The sequence below is a fragment of the Marisediminitalea oceani genome (genome assembly GCF_003731635.1).
Lineage (GTDB): Bacteria > Pseudomonadota > Gammaproteobacteria > Enterobacterales > Alteromonadaceae > Alteromonas > Alteromonas oceani.
Genome location: NZ_RCUA01000053.1, coordinates 40,573 through 57,046 on the forward strand (window position 1 = coordinate 40,573; position 16,474 = coordinate 57,046).

Annotated in this window: 13 protein-coding genes and 1 other RNA gene; 3 read left to right on the top strand and 11 right to left on the bottom strand. The window is 48.5% G+C overall.

The features are described from left to right. Positions 1–169 precede the first annotated feature (169 nt). Positions 170–3,109 (bottom strand): TonB-dependent receptor, encoded by a 2,940-nt coding sequence (locus D9T21_RS15090; protein ID WP_123325769.1) that lies wholly within the window; start codon positions 3,107–3,109, stop codon positions 170–172. 551 nt (positions 3,110–3,660) lie between these two features. Here D9T21_RS15090 and D9T21_RS15095 point away from each other — a divergent pair. Then, entirely contained in the window at positions 3,661–3,933 is a 273-nt protein-coding gene (locus D9T21_RS15095) for a late competence development ComFB family protein (RefSeq protein WP_123325770.1), read from the top strand. 16 nt (positions 3,934–3,949) lie between these two features. Here the strand turns inward: D9T21_RS15095 and ffs are convergent. Then, positions 3,950–4,046, bottom strand: an RNA gene (gene ffs, locus D9T21_RS15100) — signal recognition particle sRNA small type. Positions 4,047–4,114: 68 nt separating this feature from the next. Continuing rightward, positions 4,115–5,173, bottom strand: coding sequence for a Glu/Leu/Phe/Val dehydrogenase dimerization domain-containing protein (locus tag D9T21_RS15105; protein WP_123325771.1), 1,059 nt, complete (start codon positions 5,171–5,173; stop codon positions 4,115–4,117). 203 nt (positions 5,174–5,376) lie between these two features. Between D9T21_RS15105 and D9T21_RS15110 the strand changes: the two genes are divergently transcribed. Next, positions 5,377–5,844, top strand: coding sequence for an Lrp/AsnC family transcriptional regulator (locus D9T21_RS15110; RefSeq protein WP_123325772.1), 468 nt, complete (start codon positions 5,377–5,379; stop codon positions 5,842–5,844). Positions 5,845–5,869: 25 nt separating this feature from the next. On the opposite strand, the gene maiA is transcribed toward D9T21_RS15110, so the two are convergent. From maiA to phhA, 6 genes are all read right to left on the bottom strand, one after another. Continuing rightward, the gene (gene maiA, locus D9T21_RS15115) at positions 5,870–6,523 is read right to left on the bottom strand and encodes a maleylacetoacetate isomerase (protein ID WP_123325773.1); all 654 of its coding nucleotides are present in this window, start codon (positions 6,521–6,523) and stop codon (positions 5,870–5,872) included. A 41-nt stretch (positions 6,524–6,564) separates the two neighbouring features. Beyond that, the gene (locus D9T21_RS15120; protein ID WP_123325774.1) at positions 6,565–7,575 is read right to left on the bottom strand and encodes a fumarylacetoacetate hydrolase family protein; all 1,011 of its coding nucleotides are present in this window, start codon (positions 7,573–7,575) and stop codon (positions 6,565–6,567) included. A gap of 12 nt (positions 7,576–7,587) precedes the next feature. Beyond that, on the bottom strand, positions 7,588–8,718 hold the full coding sequence (locus D9T21_RS15125) for a homogentisate 1,2-dioxygenase (protein ID WP_123325775.1): 1,131 nt from the start codon (positions 8,716–8,718) through the stop codon (positions 7,588–7,590). Continuing rightward, complete coding sequence (hppD, locus tag D9T21_RS15130) at positions 8,711–9,802, bottom strand: 4-hydroxyphenylpyruvate dioxygenase (protein WP_123325776.1); 1,092 nt, start codon at positions 9,800–9,802, stop codon at positions 8,711–8,713. The genes D9T21_RS15125 and hppD overlap by 8 nt, the downstream gene beginning before the upstream one ends. Before the next feature lie 204 nt (positions 9,803–10,006). Continuing rightward, on the bottom strand, positions 10,007–11,563 hold the full coding sequence (tyrR, locus tag D9T21_RS15135; RefSeq protein ID WP_123325777.1) for a transcriptional regulator TyrR: 1,557 nt from the start codon (positions 11,561–11,563) through the stop codon (positions 10,007–10,009). Positions 11,564–11,707: 144 nt separating this feature from the next. After that, positions 11,708–12,505 (bottom strand): phenylalanine 4-monooxygenase, encoded by a 798-nt coding sequence (gene phhA, locus D9T21_RS15140; RefSeq protein ID WP_123325778.1) that lies wholly within the window; start codon positions 12,503–12,505, stop codon positions 11,708–11,710. Positions 12,506–12,708: 203 nt separating this feature from the next. Here phhA and D9T21_RS15145 point away from each other — a divergent pair, with 203 nt between their 5' ends. Further along, the gene (locus D9T21_RS15145) at positions 12,709–15,591 is read left to right on the top strand and encodes a M16 family metallopeptidase (RefSeq protein WP_123325779.1); all 2,883 of its coding nucleotides are present in this window, start codon (positions 12,709–12,711) and stop codon (positions 15,589–15,591) included. Between the two features lie 187 nt (positions 15,592–15,778). On the opposite strand, the gene pspC is transcribed toward D9T21_RS15145, so the two are convergent. Together pspC and pspB are read right to left on the bottom strand one after the other, a co-directional pair. Continuing rightward, a complete protein-coding gene (gene pspC, locus D9T21_RS15150; RefSeq protein WP_105934482.1) occupies positions 15,779–16,222 on the bottom strand; it encodes an envelope stress response membrane protein PspC in 444 nt (147 codons plus the stop codon). Further along, on the bottom strand, positions 16,219–16,458 hold the full coding sequence (pspB, locus tag D9T21_RS15155; protein WP_105934481.1) for an envelope stress response membrane protein PspB: 240 nt from the start codon (positions 16,456–16,458) through the stop codon (positions 16,219–16,221). Before pspB ends, pspC begins: the two co-directional genes overlap by 4 nt. Positions 16,459–16,474: the final 16 nt, after the last annotated feature.

A 16,474-nucleotide genomic window follows, 5' to 3' on the forward strand; every position in this document is an offset into this window, starting at 1 on the left:
GGAGTTAATTTCGTAAGCTCCAGCCTGCCCTGACTACTATACATAACGTGACAGCGACTCAATTACCACTTATTTTTTACGGTCCAAAAAAAACCCCCGCATTCAGCGAGGGTTTTCATATTGATCACCTTATTAGCAATAAGGCAGTTGTTTAGCGCTCAACAAGCACTTAGTACTTCAGGTTTAAGCTTAAACGAACGTAACGTGGTGACTGCCATGCAGTTGGCAAACCAAAGTTCGGGTTAACTGCACCAGAGCCTGCTACATCGCCTTCGTCGTCATAAATTTCGTTAACTTCAGTAACGGTATCGTTATTCAATACGTTAAAGATGTCAGCACGAACGGTCAGATCGTAATCTTCACCAAGGTCGAAGTTGTAAGACGCGGTCAGGTCAAGGTTCCAGTAGCTGTTGGTGCGGCCTTCAGAGCCACGCGGTGCCAGTACGCCATTTTTGTAGAATGACTCAGAGCCGTAGGCTTGAGCAAATACGTCAGTTGGGTGATAACCAAACGCGTTCTTCGGACGACCGGTCCAGAACTGGAAGTTTGCACCAACATTAAAGTTTTCGGTTACCGCATAAGAGCCAAAGACTTTAACCTGATGGCGACGATCGTTTGGCAGGTCACCATAAGCACCATCCAGCAGACCTGGTTGGTCAAACAGTGTAGTCAGACCCGCATCATCCTGACCGTTATCTGAACGAACATAACCTTCGTTGTTACCCCAGCTGTGTGACCAGGTATATGCTGCATTCAGCAACCAGACACCGTCCCAGGCTTTTTCGAAAGTCACGTCAACAGACGCATACTTACGAATAGATTCCGGATAACCCAGATCTTCTGCAGACAGATCCATGAACACCATTTCACCGTTGGTACCTGGTAGTTCGTTGGTACCGATAAGCATATCAGAACCAGGGTTAGTCAGTACGTACTGGTGGAAACCAGTCCAGATATCAGAAACATCGCCATAGCCATTTTCAGCCGCCCAATCGATAACCGCTGCGTCAATTGCCACGTCTTCGATAGTGGTTGACAGTTCACGGTATGTCCCCTGGATAGCCATGCTCCAATCGTCAGTTAACTGGAACTGATAACCGGCAATAAATTCATCTGAATACATTGAGTCCATATTGGCATCAACGATGGCATCCGGAGAAGCCGCTTCGCCATTGGCAAAAATATCATCCGGGCGAGTTTGTGCGCCGGTCAGATTAGGAATACCCAGCGCTTCGTCGGCAAAGCCTTCAAACTCATAATATTCCTGAATGTAGGTTTCTGCGCCCGCTAAACGAATGTTGGTGTTTGCAGCAACCGGCAGATAGTAACGGCCATAGCTCGCCCACACTTTAGACTCGCCGTCACCCATTACATCGTATACAGCGCCTAAACGCAGTGCCCACTGATTATCCAGCTTAACGAACGTTTCGCCATTGGCATTGAAGTTTTCAAATGAGTCATTACGGATACCCATATTGATTACTAAATTGTCAGTCGCCTGCCACTGGTCGTTGACATAAAATGCGAAGTTTTCAGATTCAAAATCACCACCCGCCTGATAGGTTCTGTGGCGAACCTGATAAATTTCTTCGGCAGGCGTGCTGTCATCAACATAGTACAGGTAGTATGCACCACCGGAGTTGATAGTGTTGGCAGTTGCAGTTAGCTTCTCGTAGTCAACACCGAAACGGATAGCGTGGTCACCCACAAACCAGTCGGCATCCACACGAATCACTTCACGCTCATCTTCACCTTGTTCTACTGAGAAGTTAGCAAACGTATTGGCAGGAACAAATGCCGCTGTGCTGTCGTAACGATAATAGACCGCCGGGTTGGCATCCAACGTACTGGCAGTGGTACGGTCCTGCTTATTGATACCGTACATGGCAGAGATAGAGAAATCGTCAGTCAGGATGCTGGTCCACTTAACGCTAGCGTTGACACCACCTTCATTTTGCTCACTAACCGCTGCTTCACCGTCTTCGACACCGTCATAGAAGAAGCCCTGATTAATGATTGTGCTTCTTTCGTCAGAGAACGCAGTTAACTCCAGGATGTTGTTTTCAGTGACATACCAGTCTAATTTACCTACCCAGAATGTATCGTCGTCTTTGGTGGTGTAACGGTTTTCAAATACTTCACCGCCAACTAATGACTGAGAGCCATAATATCCGGTCTCAGTATCACGCGGATTAACAAGGAAGTAGTAGAACAGTTTATCTTCAATCAGTGCACCACTTGACCAAATGTTGTAATCAAGCTGATCACGCTCATCTTGAGCATTGTTGATGCGGTATAAATCATTTGAAGTATACTTAGAAGAAGGGCGATCCGCGCGCAGAGAGTCTGGCTCATAATAGGCATTTACGCCCCACTTAAACTCGTTGGTACCGCTTTTAATTTTCGCATTGATAACACCACCGGTTACCCGTCCGAATTCCGCAGAATAACCGCCGGTTTTCACTTCAAATGTATCGTACATGTCAAATGGTGGTTCACTTGAACCCACACCCGTACGGAAGTTAGTAATGTTCAGGCCATTCACGTAATAAGCGTTCTCACCTACTGACGCACCACCAATAGATGGCAGGTCACCAAACGCAGAGTCACCACGGGTCGTACCAGGAGCCAGAAGCGCTACCGACGTCAGGTTACGAGGAACCGGCACCTTTTCGAGTGTCAGAGAATCTACCACAATACCTGTGGTGGAACTGGTGATATCAACCATTGCAATGGTAGAACCGGTGACTTCAATGGTTTCCATATCTTCGCTGACTAAAGAAACATTCAGGTTGGTTTTACCACTGATACCAACGGTAACGTTTTCCTGAACAGTGGTTTTGTAGCCACCTTTTTCAGCTGAAATAGTGTAGACGCCTGGTGGTAATAATGGAAAACGAAAAACACCGTTATCGTCTGATTCAACAGAACGGGTCAGGCCCGTTTGGCTGTTGGTGATGGTGATGGTTGCGTCGCTGATTTTGGTGCCGTCTGTTTGTACAGCATTACCCTGAATATAGCCTGTCGTGCCATCGGCGAATGCCGGTGCTGCCATCCCTAAGCTAACAGCAACTGCAAGCGCTGTTACGCTTTTTTTCATATTAATCATATTTGTGTCTCCCTGGACCACAATTGAAAATGTACGTCGATTTTTTCGACTTTTTATAAGGGGCTTACAACATTGCTCCCCACTGCATCTTACCGCCCGCCAGCATTCAGGGTCAATATAAGCAAAAATTGCTGTTTCAATTAGTTCCGAATAATTTGGAATAATTAATTCCAATATGTAAACTTTAGCTTACAAATTGTAAATTTAAAGAAAACAAATAAGTGTTCACTAACATTAAACTGATCGTTTTATCTGCATAGGCAAGCCTTAAAAGCAATATGCAATAAGCTTAATAGCCTTTTATTATCAGCATTTTCACCATGATCTAAATGCAAATATACATAGAATTATTTATTCTCTTTTAACATTTTATTTGCAATAATAATTTCGAGATGAATTGTACGATAAGTCAGTTAAATGACATAGCGAACTGTTTATAAAACAAACAGCTCAAAGTTGGTTGTGACGGGCACGCTGGCAATTAGGTGGAAAACTCGACATACCAATGAAACGCGCTATAAATGTAAGTACCCTTCAAAATAGGATCTTTTATGAAGTTAGATGACGATATCCACAATTACTACGAGCAGTTAGTATTAGAACGAGTTACTGACCTTGGTCTGAACAAGACTAAATCAGCAGATTACCTGGCCGACTTGTGTTGTCTGGCGTTAAATCAGGTACCACCACGGTATATTCGTTACGAAGTTGATATGGCCTTTTACTTACCACAAAGTGAACGTCAGCAAATGGAAATGAACGTTGAGTACGCTATCGACAAGGCAATCAAATATCTCGACCAGCCTAAAACGCAAAAAGAATAACAAAGATTGGGTGGCAGGCTTCCAGCCACATCCCGGCACATGAGTCGTCTGCTGCGGCTGCTCCCTTCCGGGCCTGACCGGGTTCACAGAGTATCATTGCGGGAGGACCAAAAGCCCACCATAGAAACTTGTGCGCTCCGTTTAGGAGCGCGGCGCATTATGACGACTTGTTCGCTAAAGTTCAACCCCGCTTTGCAAATCGTTCCTCTGCGATGCGATTCGCCACCAGATTAGTCGGCGCATTTTCAGCTTCGGCGCGCTCATAAACTTCAATCAGGGTATCGCCAATTTTTGCCAGGTGCTCGCGCATAGCCTGGTCGGAGCTATCGGTTTGCTTTTGATGATAGATATCAATGATCCCGCCAGCGTTGATCACGTAATCCGGCGCATAACAAATCCCTTTTTTGTGCAATACGGTGCCCAACTCTTCCCTGGCTAACTGGTTATTGGCCGCGCCGGCGATGATTTTGGCACGGATATCCGGCACCGACTCATCGTTAATCGATGAGCCCATGGCGCAAGGAGCCAGCACATCCACCGGCAAAGTGAGAATTTCCTCTGGCGCTACTACCGTGGCTCCCAGTTCTTCCTGAGCGCGCGTTAATCCTTCCGGGAATATATCGGCTACGTATAACTCCGCTCCTTCTGCATGCAGCTGTTTAGCCAGTCGATAGCCCACATGCCCCATGCCCTGAACCGCTACTTTTACACCGTTGAGATCACTGCCAAATATGTGTTTAACGGTTTGCTTTACCCCCACAAACACACCATAAGCGGTAGAGGGTGCAGGATTGCCTGTTGGCGTTTCCCCCAGCGCATTATACTGCGCTGAAGTCCCGGCAACATGCCGCGTTTGGGTCGCCACGGCCTTGAGATCATCAACGGTAATGCCGGAATCTTCGGCAGTGATGTACTGTCCGCTCAAGCTTTCAACGAAGCGCCCCATCGACTGCATAAACGCGGCGCTTTTATCCTTACGTGGATCGCCAATAATGACTGCTTTACCGCCCCCTTGCTGAAGGTTCGCCATGGCGGCTTTATAGGTCATACCTTTTGACAATCGCAACACGTCGGTGAGAGCTTCACTGCTATTGAGATAAGGCCACATCCGACAGCCACCCAGCGATGGGCCGAGATTGGTGTTGTGAATGGCAATAATCGCTTTCAGTCCGGTAACCGGATCAGAGTAAAACGCAACATGTTCATGGGCATCAAATTCTGAATGTTCAAACACAGACATTATCTTTACAGTTCCTTAAGGATAAAAGTGTATAGTAGCGCAGCCTTGTGAGGACAAGCGTTGCGTCTTTATGGCATTAAATTTACAGCCCGCAAGGGCTTTTTTTTACTGCACCGCTTTCTAGGATGGTTATCCTAGTATTATAATGTAACGCACAATAACTATCATAATAACCGGAAGCATTTCCGCCGCAGGCACCCCCGATGAAACTGGACAAATTTGACCGCGAAATTCTGCGGGTTTTACAGCAAAACGCGACCATCTCCATGGCCGATTTGAGTCAACAGGTTGGATTATCCCACACCCCCTGCTGGCGACGCGTTAAACGCCTTGAAGCAGAAGGGATCATTCTGCGCAAAGTCACATTGCTGAATGGTAAAAAGCTCAATTTGGGCGTATCAGTCTTTATCTACGTGTCGCTTAAAAATCATGATGGCGATTCGCTCACCGACTTTGAAAATGCCGTACAATCCATAGAAGAAATTGTGGAATGCCACACCACCAGCGGCGAAAAGGATTACTTACTGAAAGTCATCGTGGAAAGTATAGAAGAATACGAATATTTGCTCAAAACAAAACTCACTCACCTGCCCTGCGTTGATCATCTCAGTTCAACATTTGCCTTAAAGCAGGTGAAAAATACCACCGCGTTACCGATTAAAAACCAGTAACACCGTGGCATCACTGAGCTGTATTTCACGGCGCATCCGGCTGGTTTTCTGGTTGCGCTTTCTGGAACGCTTCCAGTGATAAACACTGATCATAGATTTTGCTGATCAGTGGCAGTTGACTCATATCCACAGCAAAGCGTTTGCCATTAAACACCTGCGGAATCAAACAAACATCAGCCAGCGTCACATCAAAATCAAAACAGTACCGACCGGCCTGAGTTTGCAAACGTCTCTCGATGGCGGTCAGGCCACGGGTTATCCACTGTCTGGCCCAGTCTGCAGACTGCTCGCTGGATAAGCCACCGTCATCCTGCAATTTATTCAGCACCCGCAGGTTCGCCAGCGGCTGAATATCACAGGCAATATCCTGCGCCAGGGCTCTGACTCTGGCTCTTTCAACCGCATGAGCGGGCAGTAAGGGGCACGGCTCGCGGTAACGCTCATCCAGATATTCAATGATACTCAGTGATTGATTGAGAATAATGTCTTCGTCATCATCGACAAGCGTCGGCACCAGGTGCGCCGGGTTGAGTCGATCATACCCTTGTTGGTGCTGCTGCCCGCCTTCCTTTACCAGATGCACCGGTACATACTCGTATTCGAGGCCCTTTAAATTTAATGCAATGCGCACCCGATAAGTTGCCGACGAACGCCAGTAGCCATAAAGTTTTAAGCTCATTTGCGCAACCTTATTGTCATTGTTGTTAGTCTAAGCATAACTCATTTTTTAATTTTTACGCGCTGTTCAATGGCACCAAAAATACTGGCACCGCTGTTGTCTGCCATTTCAATGCGAACAGTGTCGCCGTTGCTCATAAAGGCAGTAGAAGGCTGACCATCGCGGATGGTTTCTATCATTCTGACTTCGGCAATACAGGAATACCCCACGCCACCATGGACGATGGCCGAGCCGTGGTCGGTACCTTGTTTGTTAGATACCGTACCAGAGCCAATAATCGTACCGGCGCCAAGGTTTCGGGTACGCGCCGCATGCGCCACCAGCTCGTTGAAGTTAAAGGTCATATCGATACCGGCATTGGGCTTGCCAAACAGTTCGTTGTTGTAATGGGTCAGTAACGGCAGGTGCACTTTGCTGTCGAACCAGCTGTCGTCCAGCTCATCCGGCGTAACCGCAACCGGTGCAAAGCTGCTGGCCGGTTTGGACTGATAAAAACCAAAGCCTTTGGCCAGTTCGCCGGGGATAAGACCTCTCAGCGACACATCATTTACCAGCATCAGTAACTTAATAAAGTTGCCTGCCTGGTCATCGGCAGTGCCCATTGGCACATCTGCGGTCACAACGGCTATTTCCGCCTCAAAATCGATGCCCATACTTTCATCCGGCACTTCAATATCATCATAAGGCCCGATAAAGTCGTCACTGCCGCCCTGATACATCAGGGGATCGTGCCAGAAACTCTCCGGTACCTCTGCCCCCCGGGCGCGCCTGACCAGTTCCACGTGGTTAACATACGCGCTGCCATCGGCCCAGTGATAAGCTCTGGGCAATGGTGAATGGCATTTTTGTGCATCAAATTTTTCAGCTAGCAGTTCACCTGAACATAGCGCCTGATATCTTTCATTCAGTGGTTCAAACAGTTCATCCCAGTTATCCAGTAACTGCTGCATGGTCTTTGCCACCGGTGCGGCGCTACAAGTGAGTTTTAAGTCCCGGCTGACCAGCATTAACTGCCCGTCCCGGGAATCGTTTTTATAGGTTGCTAATTTCATATTGTTCTCCTCCTAGCCCCGCCAGCTGTATACATAGTCGGGGTTTTCCACCGATTCAGCCGCTGCCGTTGCCTGCAACGCATCGCGGGTATCCAGCATTACAGCTACTTCGTCGGTAAAGGTTTTGGCATGTGCCTGGCCGGCGGCAAATGCCTTGGGGTGCGGACCATGAGTAAAGCCGGCAGGATGGAAAGTGACCATCCCTGCCTCAATATTATCGCGACTGAAAAAGTCACCAGCGTGGTAAAAGAGCACCTCATCAAAGTCGTCATTGCTGTGGTAAAACGGCACCTTCAGCGCCCCCGGATCGCTCTCAATCGGGCGCGGTACAAACGTACAGATAACAAATCGTTTGGCCACAAAAGTGGTGTGCGCTGATGGCGGCAAATGATAGCGATGACTCATTAACGGCCGGATATCGCGCCAGTTAATCTTCATTACCGTTAAATCACCGTGCCACCCCTGGGCATCCAGCGGGTTAAACGGATAAGTAATGCGAGATAAACGCTGGTGTCGCTTAACGTCTACGCGCCAGGTATTTTCATCCTGCTGGGCCAGAAAGGTGTCATTGATGCGTGGATACTCAAGCATTGCCGGATCGAACACCGCGTGCTGGCCTACCATGCCTTTTTCCGGCAACTGGTAGCTGTCGTCGGTGGCTTCTATCATAAGCAGTTGCATCGGAGTTTCTGGCGTTAGCCGCCACATTGTTGCGCGTGGAATAACAATGTAATCACCTTCGCTTACGGACATATGGCCATAGTCACAAAACAGCTCACCCTGACCACGATGGACAAACAGCAAATCATCACCGTCGGCGTTGCGCGCCAGTTCGGTCATAGGTTCATTGCAATGCCAGAAGCGATACTGACAGTGGGCATTGTGCAGGATCACCGGCGCCGAAAATGGCGACCGGGCAATGGCAAGTTCATTAAGCTGGTTCAGATCCATGGCTCTGGGGCGCAGCTCACCTTCCCACTCCACCCAGCCCGTAGGCGGATGTTTGTGGTGAATATGTGAGGCCGGGCCGAAGAAGCCCTCGCGGCCCACTTCCCGTTCGTAGATCGCCTGCTCAGGTAAGTCCGCATGGGCCTGCCGGGAATGCAGGCCTTCCTTAAGCGGGAAACGCGCCGGGTTACGCATTGCCGTCCTCAACATTCAGTACGCCACGGCGAATTTGATCCTGTTCGATACTTTCAAACAGGGCTTTAAAGTTACCCTCGCCGAAGCCTTCATTGCCTTTGCGTTGGATGATTTCAAAGAACACCGGGCCAATCACCGTGTCGGTGAAAATTTGCAGTAAAATACCGTCCTTTTCTGGTGCCCCGTCAATCAGGATCCGCAAATCCTTTAATTGCTCAATGGACTCACCGTGCCCTTTTACTCTGTCGTTAACCGCTTCATAGTAAGTATCCGGCGTATCCATAAACGCCAGGCCGCGATTTTTCAAATCGGTAACCGTTTGATAGATATCATCGGTAGCAAGCGCTATGTGCTGAATGCCCTCGCCGTTATACGCTTTAATGAACTCTTCGATTTGTGAATGATCGTCCACCGACTCATTAATCGGAATACGGATTTTGCCGCAGGGAGACGTCATAGCTTTACTTACCAGACCCGTCAGCTTGCCTTCGATATCGAAGTAGCGGATTTCGCGGAAGTTACCGATGTTCTCGTAGAACTCCGCCCACACTGCCATGTTGCCACGTTTTACGTTGTGAGTAAGGTGGTCCACCAGCTTAAGGCCAGCGCCGGCACTGTCCATGCGTTCCTGCCAGTCCGGGTAGAAACGAAAATCCACATCATAAATGCTGTGCTTGCCGTACAAGTCAACAAAGTACAACGTGCTTTCACCGATCCCATAGATAGCCGGGATATTAAGTTCCATAGGCCCTAAGTTGCCGTGGAACTCTTTGCCACCATGCTGCTTGGCATGCTCAATTGCCGCTCGGGCATCTTGAACCCTGAAAGCCATGCCGCAAACGCTTGGACCGCGCAGGCGAGCAAACTCTTCTGCCTGGGAGGCAGGTTCCGCGTTGACGATAAAATTGATATCTCCCTGACGATACAACCACACGCGTTTCGATTTATGTTCAGCCACCTCGGCAAAGCCTAAGGAGCTGAATAAGTGTTTTAGCGCCTCAATACCTTCTTCATCAGCCGCTGTATATTCAACAAACTCAAAGCCGTCGGTACCCAGAGGATTATAATTATTGCTATTCGCCATGTTCACTTTCTCCATTTAACAATTATACAACATATATAAACAGAGAAATGGGCTTACCGATAGCTTCAGCAGAGTCAGGCAGAAACCGTGGTGTTTACACTTTTTGTAAATAAAACATGACGCTAGCGAGGCAGCAAAAAATCAGCAGGCAGAAGCGCAGACGGGCTGCCTCTGGCAGCCCGTCGTGGTAGGTGTAATATGTAATTAAAGCTTTACAGTGGCCTTATTAATGCCATATTCGCGCAGCTTGTTAGCAATAGCGGTGTGGCTTAAGCCCAACTTTTTGGCCAGCTGCCGGGTACTTGGGTAAGAAGGGTAAAGCTTACGCAGCAAATCCCGTTCAAATTTTTTCACCTCTTCGTCGAGCGTGCCCTCAAAATTCTCATCAACATAGGTCATGCTTGGTGTACAGCTGGGCAGCTGAATATCTTCCTTAGTAATTTCATTGCCGTCGAGCAGTGACAACGCTCTGAACAGAGCATTCTGCAACTGGCGTACATTGCCTGGCCACGGATACTGCTGGAGAAACTCAACGCAGGACTTGCTCAGTTTGGCAGGTCTGCGACCCAGTTTGGCGCTGTGTTGTAAAATAAAGGATTCTGACAACGGCACAATGTCTGAACGACGTTCACGCAGCGCCGGCACAACCAGTCCGAGTACGTTAAGGCGGTAATACAATTCCTTGCGGAACTTACCCTCATCAACTAACTGGCCCAGATCCTGGCAGGTGGTACAAATAAAGCGCACATCAACCGCAACCGGATTTACGTCCCCTACCCGGCGAAACTCCCCGTCTTCCAGCACTCGCAATAACTTTGCCTGCAGGTGCACCGACATGTCGGCAATTTCATCCAGCAATAAAGTACCGCCCGCAGCCAGTTCTAGCAGGCCAGCCTTTCCTTCGGTCTGATTAAAGGTACCGGCGGCATAGCCAAACAGTTCTGTTTCGGCCACGTTATCGGGCAGTGCGCCACAATTAAGTGCCAGAAACGCTTTATCTGCGCGGCGGCTACTTTGGTGGCAGGCTTTGGCCAGCATTTCTTTACCGGTACCGGTTTCACCAAAAATCAGGATCGGCGCGTCCAGATCGGCGATTCGTTTTGCCTCACTGATAGTTTGCTGCATAACCGGTGACTGGGTAACCAGCTTATCGAAGCTGTCAGTACCGTGCTGATGGAACACGTTGATCTGCTGCCCCAGTCTGACTTCGGATTTCAGCATCACCACGGCGCCCGCCAGAATGGCGGTGTCAGCCGCATCCGGTACCGTGATGGGTAAAATATCGGCAACAAAATCCTGCTGAATAAATTTTACTTTGGTGCTTTTATGACCGGGCGCTTTGCCCTCAAGCCAACGACCGAAATTAAAGCCTTTCACATACTCACTGATTTCAGTGTTCAGCAGTTCGTTTATATCCATTTCCAGGCCACTGGTAACGGCGTCGTTACACAACAGTAGCTTGCCTTTGTTATCGATGGAGAACACCGGATCCGGCAGAGTCTGCACAATCGCGGAGAGCTGATTACGTTCCCGTTCACCGGGCATAAACAAAGTGGTTTTAACGTCTTCGATACCCTCAATGCGCCGTATTTTAGGCATTAAATGCTGAAAATCTTCAAATTTAATATTGGGGAAATTAAGAAATATTTTGCCGCCCTCATCAATCTCGATACCTCTGAGATCGATATTGTGGGTAACTAAAATATCTAGCACATCCTGGGTGATCCCAAGACGGTCCTGACAGCTGATTTCTAAACGCATTGAACACTCAATAACTGTAAACTATATTTTACAAGATATCACAAAATGGTTACTTTTAAAGTCTAATACGCGAAACCTGCGCTAATTGTTCAATTACCCAACAATTAGCGCAAAATAAAGCACTTGGATACGAGCAGGTAGCGTCTAGCCAGCCCGTTGTTTAGGGGTGAAAAGCGGTTCAAAAAGGCCCAGTTGCTGTGCCTGTTTAACCAGCGGCATAATGTCCATTCTGGAGATTTCCATTAACTGGCTGAAGTTTTCAAGCACGTAGTAAAGCGGTTGTAATATATCTATACGGTAAGGGGTTCGCAGCGCATCCAGCACTTGCAGCGGATGCCGTACTGCCACATCACTCTCCAGCGCATAGCAGGTTTCTTTTGGTGAACTGAGGATACCGCCACCGACAATACGCAACTCACCATTTTCTTTTACCAGACCAAACTCCACAGTAAACCAGTACAAGCGTGCCAGAAACACCCTTTCCTCTTTACTCGCATTCAGCCCCAGTTTGCCGTAGGTCTCGGTAAATGCAGCAAAGGATGGATTGGTAAGCAGCGGGCAATGGCCCATTACCTCGTGGAAAATATCCGGTTCCTGCAGATAGTGGAACTCTTCCCGGCTGCGAATAAAAGTCGCCACCGGAAAACGCTTACTGGCCAACAGCTCAAAAAATTCCCCAAAGCTGATTAAGGCCGGTACTGCGGCGGTCTGCCATCCGGTAGATGCTTTTAGTACACGGTCGATATCCGGTAACTGAGGAATAGCCTTAGAAGAGAGCCCCAACATGTCCAGGCCATCAAAGTATTCTTTACAGGCGCGCCCGGGTAACAGGGCCATCTGGCGTTGATACAACTCGCCCCAAATGGCGTTTTCCTCATCACTCCATTGAATCATTCCGTTAATGTCTGGATTTTTTGAATTATATTTTGATTGTTTAGACATAGACCAAATTTGGTTATTAAAGACCGCTCAAGTTTACCCCTTTAAACGCCACACTAAACCTTTAGGATGAGGATACACCGCCCTAACATGTAACATTAATTTTACAAATAATAATTCACAGAGCGCTTATCACGGCATTTGAAACGTCCCAACAGGTTGTTTATGCTGCCTTATCCATAACGACGGAAATATCAGAAAAAACAATGTTAAAAATAAAAACGACTTTACTGGCCATGAGCATAATGACAGTGCTCGGCTGCAGCGACAGTACCGTGACGACTCAGCAAAGCACTACGGCCCCGGAAGCAGCCGCTACACAGGCTGTTGATAACGAATCAGCATCACTGAGTGTGGATTATGAAAGCTATGAACTGGATAACGGCCTGACGGTAGTGCTACACGTCGATAAGTCTGATCCCATTGTGGCCATGGCCACCGTGGTGCATGTCGGCTCCAACCGGGAAAAGCCAGGCCGCACCGGCTTTGCCCACTTCTTTGAGCATATGTCATTTAACGACTCAGAAAATGTGCCTAAAGGGGCTAACCGTAAAATGATCCCCGAGCTCGGCGGTACCCGCAACGGCGGCACCTGGAGTGACGGCACCATTTACTACGAAGTTGTACCAAAAGACGCCTTTGATAAGCTTTTGTGGATAGATTCTGACCGCCTGGGTTATATGATAAATACAGTAGATCAGGGCACTCTGGAACGCGAAAAGCAGGTAGTTAAAAATGAGAAGCGCCAACGGGTAGACAACCGCCCCTATGGCCATATGGGCCATGTGGTCAGAAAAGCCCTTTACCCAACCGACCATCCCTATAACTGGACGGTAATTGGCGATCTGGAAGACCTGCAGGCGGCCACGCTGGACGACGTTCGTGAGTTTTACAATCAGTTTTATATGCCAGCCAATGCCACTTTAGTTATCGCCGGTGACATTGATATTGCACAAACCAAAGAGAAAGTGGCCAAATGGTTTGGCGAAATTAAATCCGGTGAGCCAAGCCCTGCCCTTGAGCCACAACCGGTAAGCCTTGAAGCCGACAAAAAACTCTATCATTTAGACAATTTTGCCAAGCTTCCGCTATTGCGCCTTACCTATCCCACGGTTGAACAATATACCGATGATGCTTATGCACTGGATGCCCTGGCCCGCCTGCTCAGCGATGGCAAAAATGCCGTGCTTTATAAAACTCTGGTAGAAGAGCTAAAACTAGCGCCACGTCCAAGCGCGTGGTCTGACACTAATGAGATTGCCGGCAGTTTTGCGATTAACGTACAAGCCAATGCCGATGTGCCTCTCGATAAAGTGTATGCCGGGATCCAGCAGGCCCTTGATGACTTTGCTGAAAACGGCTTTACTGACGCTCAGCTGCAGCGCATCAAAGCGGAACAGGAAACCGCATTCTATTACAATATCGAAAGTATTCTGGATAAAGCACTGCAACTGGGGATCTACAACGAATACGCTGGTTCACCAGGCTTTATCGAGCAGGACATTGCCAATATTCAGGCGGTGACCCGCGAAGACATCATGCGCGTGTTTAAGCAATACGTGTATAACCAGCCTGCTATTGTGGCATCTTTTGTACCTAAGGAGCAGCCAGACCTGGTACTCACCGGTTCCAGCAAAGCACCGGTGGAAGAAGAAGAAATTGTTGCGGGCAGCGAACCGGAGTTTGAGGAAAAGCCGGTTGAGTATACTAAAACGCCCACCAAGCACGACCGCTCAGAGCCGCCTCTGACTGAGCTGCCGACCCTTACCACACCAGATATCTGGCATCAGTCAATGGATAATGGCGTGAAGGTGATTGGTATTACCAGCAACGAGCTGCCAGTGGTTAACTTCTCCCTGACAATCGATGGCGGACAGTGGCTGGATCCCAAAGGGAAAGCCGGTACTGCATCGCTGATGGCGCAATTACTTAACGAAGGCACGGCGAATAAAACGCCACAGCAACTGGAACAGGCAATTGGCCAGTTAGGCGCCCAACTTTCCATCTCTGCCGATCGTGAAAGCATTGAGCTATCCGGCCGCGTATTAGCCAAACATTACCCCGCCCTGATGGAGCTGGCAGCAGAGATGTTGTTATCACCACGTTGGGATGAGAATGAATTTGAACGCCTTAAATCGGCCAGCTTAACCCGGATTAAACGGGATGAAGGAAACGCCGCGCGGATTGCCAGCAACGTGTTTGCTCACCTGCTATATGGCGATAACCATGTTGCCGGGCAGCCTATGGGTGGCACTCAGGCCAGTGTTGAGAGCATTACTCTGGCTGATGTTAAGGCCTATTACGAGAAGGTGATGTCACCGAAGCAGGCTACATTGCATGTGGTAGGTGCGCTGAGCCCGGAGGAAGCTGTAACGGCAGCAGCACCTGTGAAGCAATGGCAGGGGGAAGCGGTGGCACTGCCAGCACAACCTGAAGTTTCACCGGTAGATAAACCAGTGGTTTACTTTGTTGATGTGCCAGATGCCAAACAATCGGTCATTTATGTTGGCAAGCCGGTATTACCAGCTTCCGATCCTGACTTTTTTGCCATTGACTTTGCTAATGAGCGACTCGGCGGCGGAATGAGTGCACGCCTCGGTCAGACGCTGCGTATCCAGAAGGGTTATACCTATGGCGCGTATTCTTATCTGCCAGCCGCACAATATCAGGTGCCCTTTATTGCAGCCTCTCAGGTGCGAACCAATGTGACGTTAGAATCACTGCAAATTTTCAAAAATCTGATTGGTCAGTATCAGCCCACCTATCTGGAAGAAGACTTGGCCACCGCCAAAAATATGGTCATCAAAGCTAACTCGAGACGCTTTGAGACGCTGGATAGTCAGCTCAACATGCTTGAGGAAATCAGCCGTCTGGGATTAGAGGATAATTACATCGCTACCCAGCAGGAGTTTGTGCAGAACGCATCGCTTAAGGATATTCATCAGGTCATTAAACAACACCTTAATGAGCAACAAATGATTTATCTGGTGGTAGGTGATGCCGAAACACAGCTTGAGCGAATCAAAGAGCTTGGCTACGGTGAGCCGGTAGAACTGGATATTTACGGGGAGCCGGTAAATCCCATCTAAAAAGATAAAAATCAAGGGGTCAGAGTCCTAAATCAAGGGGTCAGAGTCCTTGGACTAATCCCATCTAAATTAATGTTGACCAAAACTGTTGAGTAAAAAGACGAAAAGCGCCATACGGCGCTTTTCTTATCTAAAGGATCAAGGTGGTCAGAGTTCATGGACTCTGACCCCTTGATCTGGGTTAGCTTTACAAGCGGCTAATTTCGCGATTTAACTGATACTCACGTGATGTCACGTAGGTTTCCATTTTGCGTAACCGCGATTCAATGGTTTGAAAGCGGTTGGTAATATCGTGAAAGGCCTGACGAGGCGGCTCTCCTGCCTGCCACACACGGGTTTTCACTTCCACTTTGTCGTTATTACCAGAACCGGAATTTCTCCAGCCTTTACCACTTACTTCAACCGGTTGACTGTAATTCATCGCTTCCGGGTTTTGCGGCTTCTTGTCAAAAATGAACCAGCACGCTACATAACTTACTAAAACAAATGGGCCAGCCAGTAGGAAAAACGCGGTTACCGTTAAAATTCGTACCAGCCACACTTCCAAACCGAAGTACTCTGCGATGCCGGCGCAAACGCCGGCTATACGACCGTGCTTGGCGTCACGGTAAATGGTTTTCTTACTGTTCATGCCCGGTTCCTCCATTCAGGTGCTTCTGAGTCTAAAATAGCCTCCAGCGTTTGAATTCGCTCTGACATCGCTTCCGCTTTGCCCGCTAGTTCCTGCAATGCAACCTGCTCTTCGGCTGACAGTCCCTGGCTGACTTGCTTTTTACTGCGGTAATGCAGGATTAGCCAGATAGGGGCCACAAAAATCAAAAAGATGATCAGTGGTGCCAGTATGAGTGCAACAATATCTCCGTCCATTTTAATACCTCCGGTC

What these genes read in the sequence shown, in the direction of transcription:
- D9T21_RS15090 (WP_123325769.1), bottom strand. Translation starts at nt 3,109, where the DNA reads ATGATTAATATGAAAAAAAGCGTAACAGCGCTTGCAGTTGCTGTTAGC.
- D9T21_RS15095 (WP_123325770.1), top strand. Translation starts at nt 3,661, where the DNA reads ATGAAGTTAGATGACGATATCCACAATTACTACGAGCAGTTAGTATTA.
- D9T21_RS15105 (WP_123325771.1), bottom strand. Translation starts at nt 5,173, where the DNA reads ATGTCTGTGTTTGAACATTCAGAATTTGATGCCCATGAACATGTTGCG.
- D9T21_RS15110 (WP_123325772.1), top strand. Translation starts at nt 5,377, where the DNA reads ATGAAACTGGACAAATTTGACCGCGAAATTCTGCGGGTTTTACAGCAA.
- maiA (WP_123325773.1), bottom strand. Translation starts at nt 6,523, where the DNA reads ATGAGCTTAAAACTTTATGGCTACTGGCGTTCGTCGGCAACTTATCGG.
- D9T21_RS15120 (WP_123325774.1), bottom strand. Translation starts at nt 7,575, where the DNA reads ATGAAATTAGCAACCTATAAAAACGATTCCCGGGACGGGCAGTTAATG.
- D9T21_RS15125 (WP_123325775.1), bottom strand. Translation starts at nt 8,718, where the DNA reads ATGCGTAACCCGGCGCGTTTCCCGCTTAAGGAAGGCCTGCATTCCCGG.
- hppD (WP_123325776.1), bottom strand. Translation starts at nt 9,802, where the DNA reads ATGGCGAATAGCAATAATTATAATCCTCTGGGTACCGACGGCTTTGAG.
- tyrR (WP_123325777.1), bottom strand. Translation starts at nt 11,563, where the DNA reads ATGCGTTTAGAAATCAGCTGTCAGGACCGTCTTGGGATCACCCAGGAT.
- phhA (WP_123325778.1), bottom strand. Translation starts at nt 12,505, where the DNA reads ATGTCTAAACAATCAAAATATAATTCAAAAAATCCAGACATTAACGGA.
- D9T21_RS15145 (WP_123325779.1), top strand. Translation starts at nt 12,709, where the DNA reads ATGTTAAAAATAAAAACGACTTTACTGGCCATGAGCATAATGACAGTG.
- pspC (WP_105934482.1), bottom strand. Translation starts at nt 16,222, where the DNA reads ATGAACAGTAAGAAAACCATTTACCGTGACGCCAAGCACGGTCGTATA.
- pspB (WP_105934481.1), bottom strand. Translation starts at nt 16,458, where the DNA reads ATGGACGGAGATATTGTTGCACTCATACTGGCACCACTGATCATCTTT.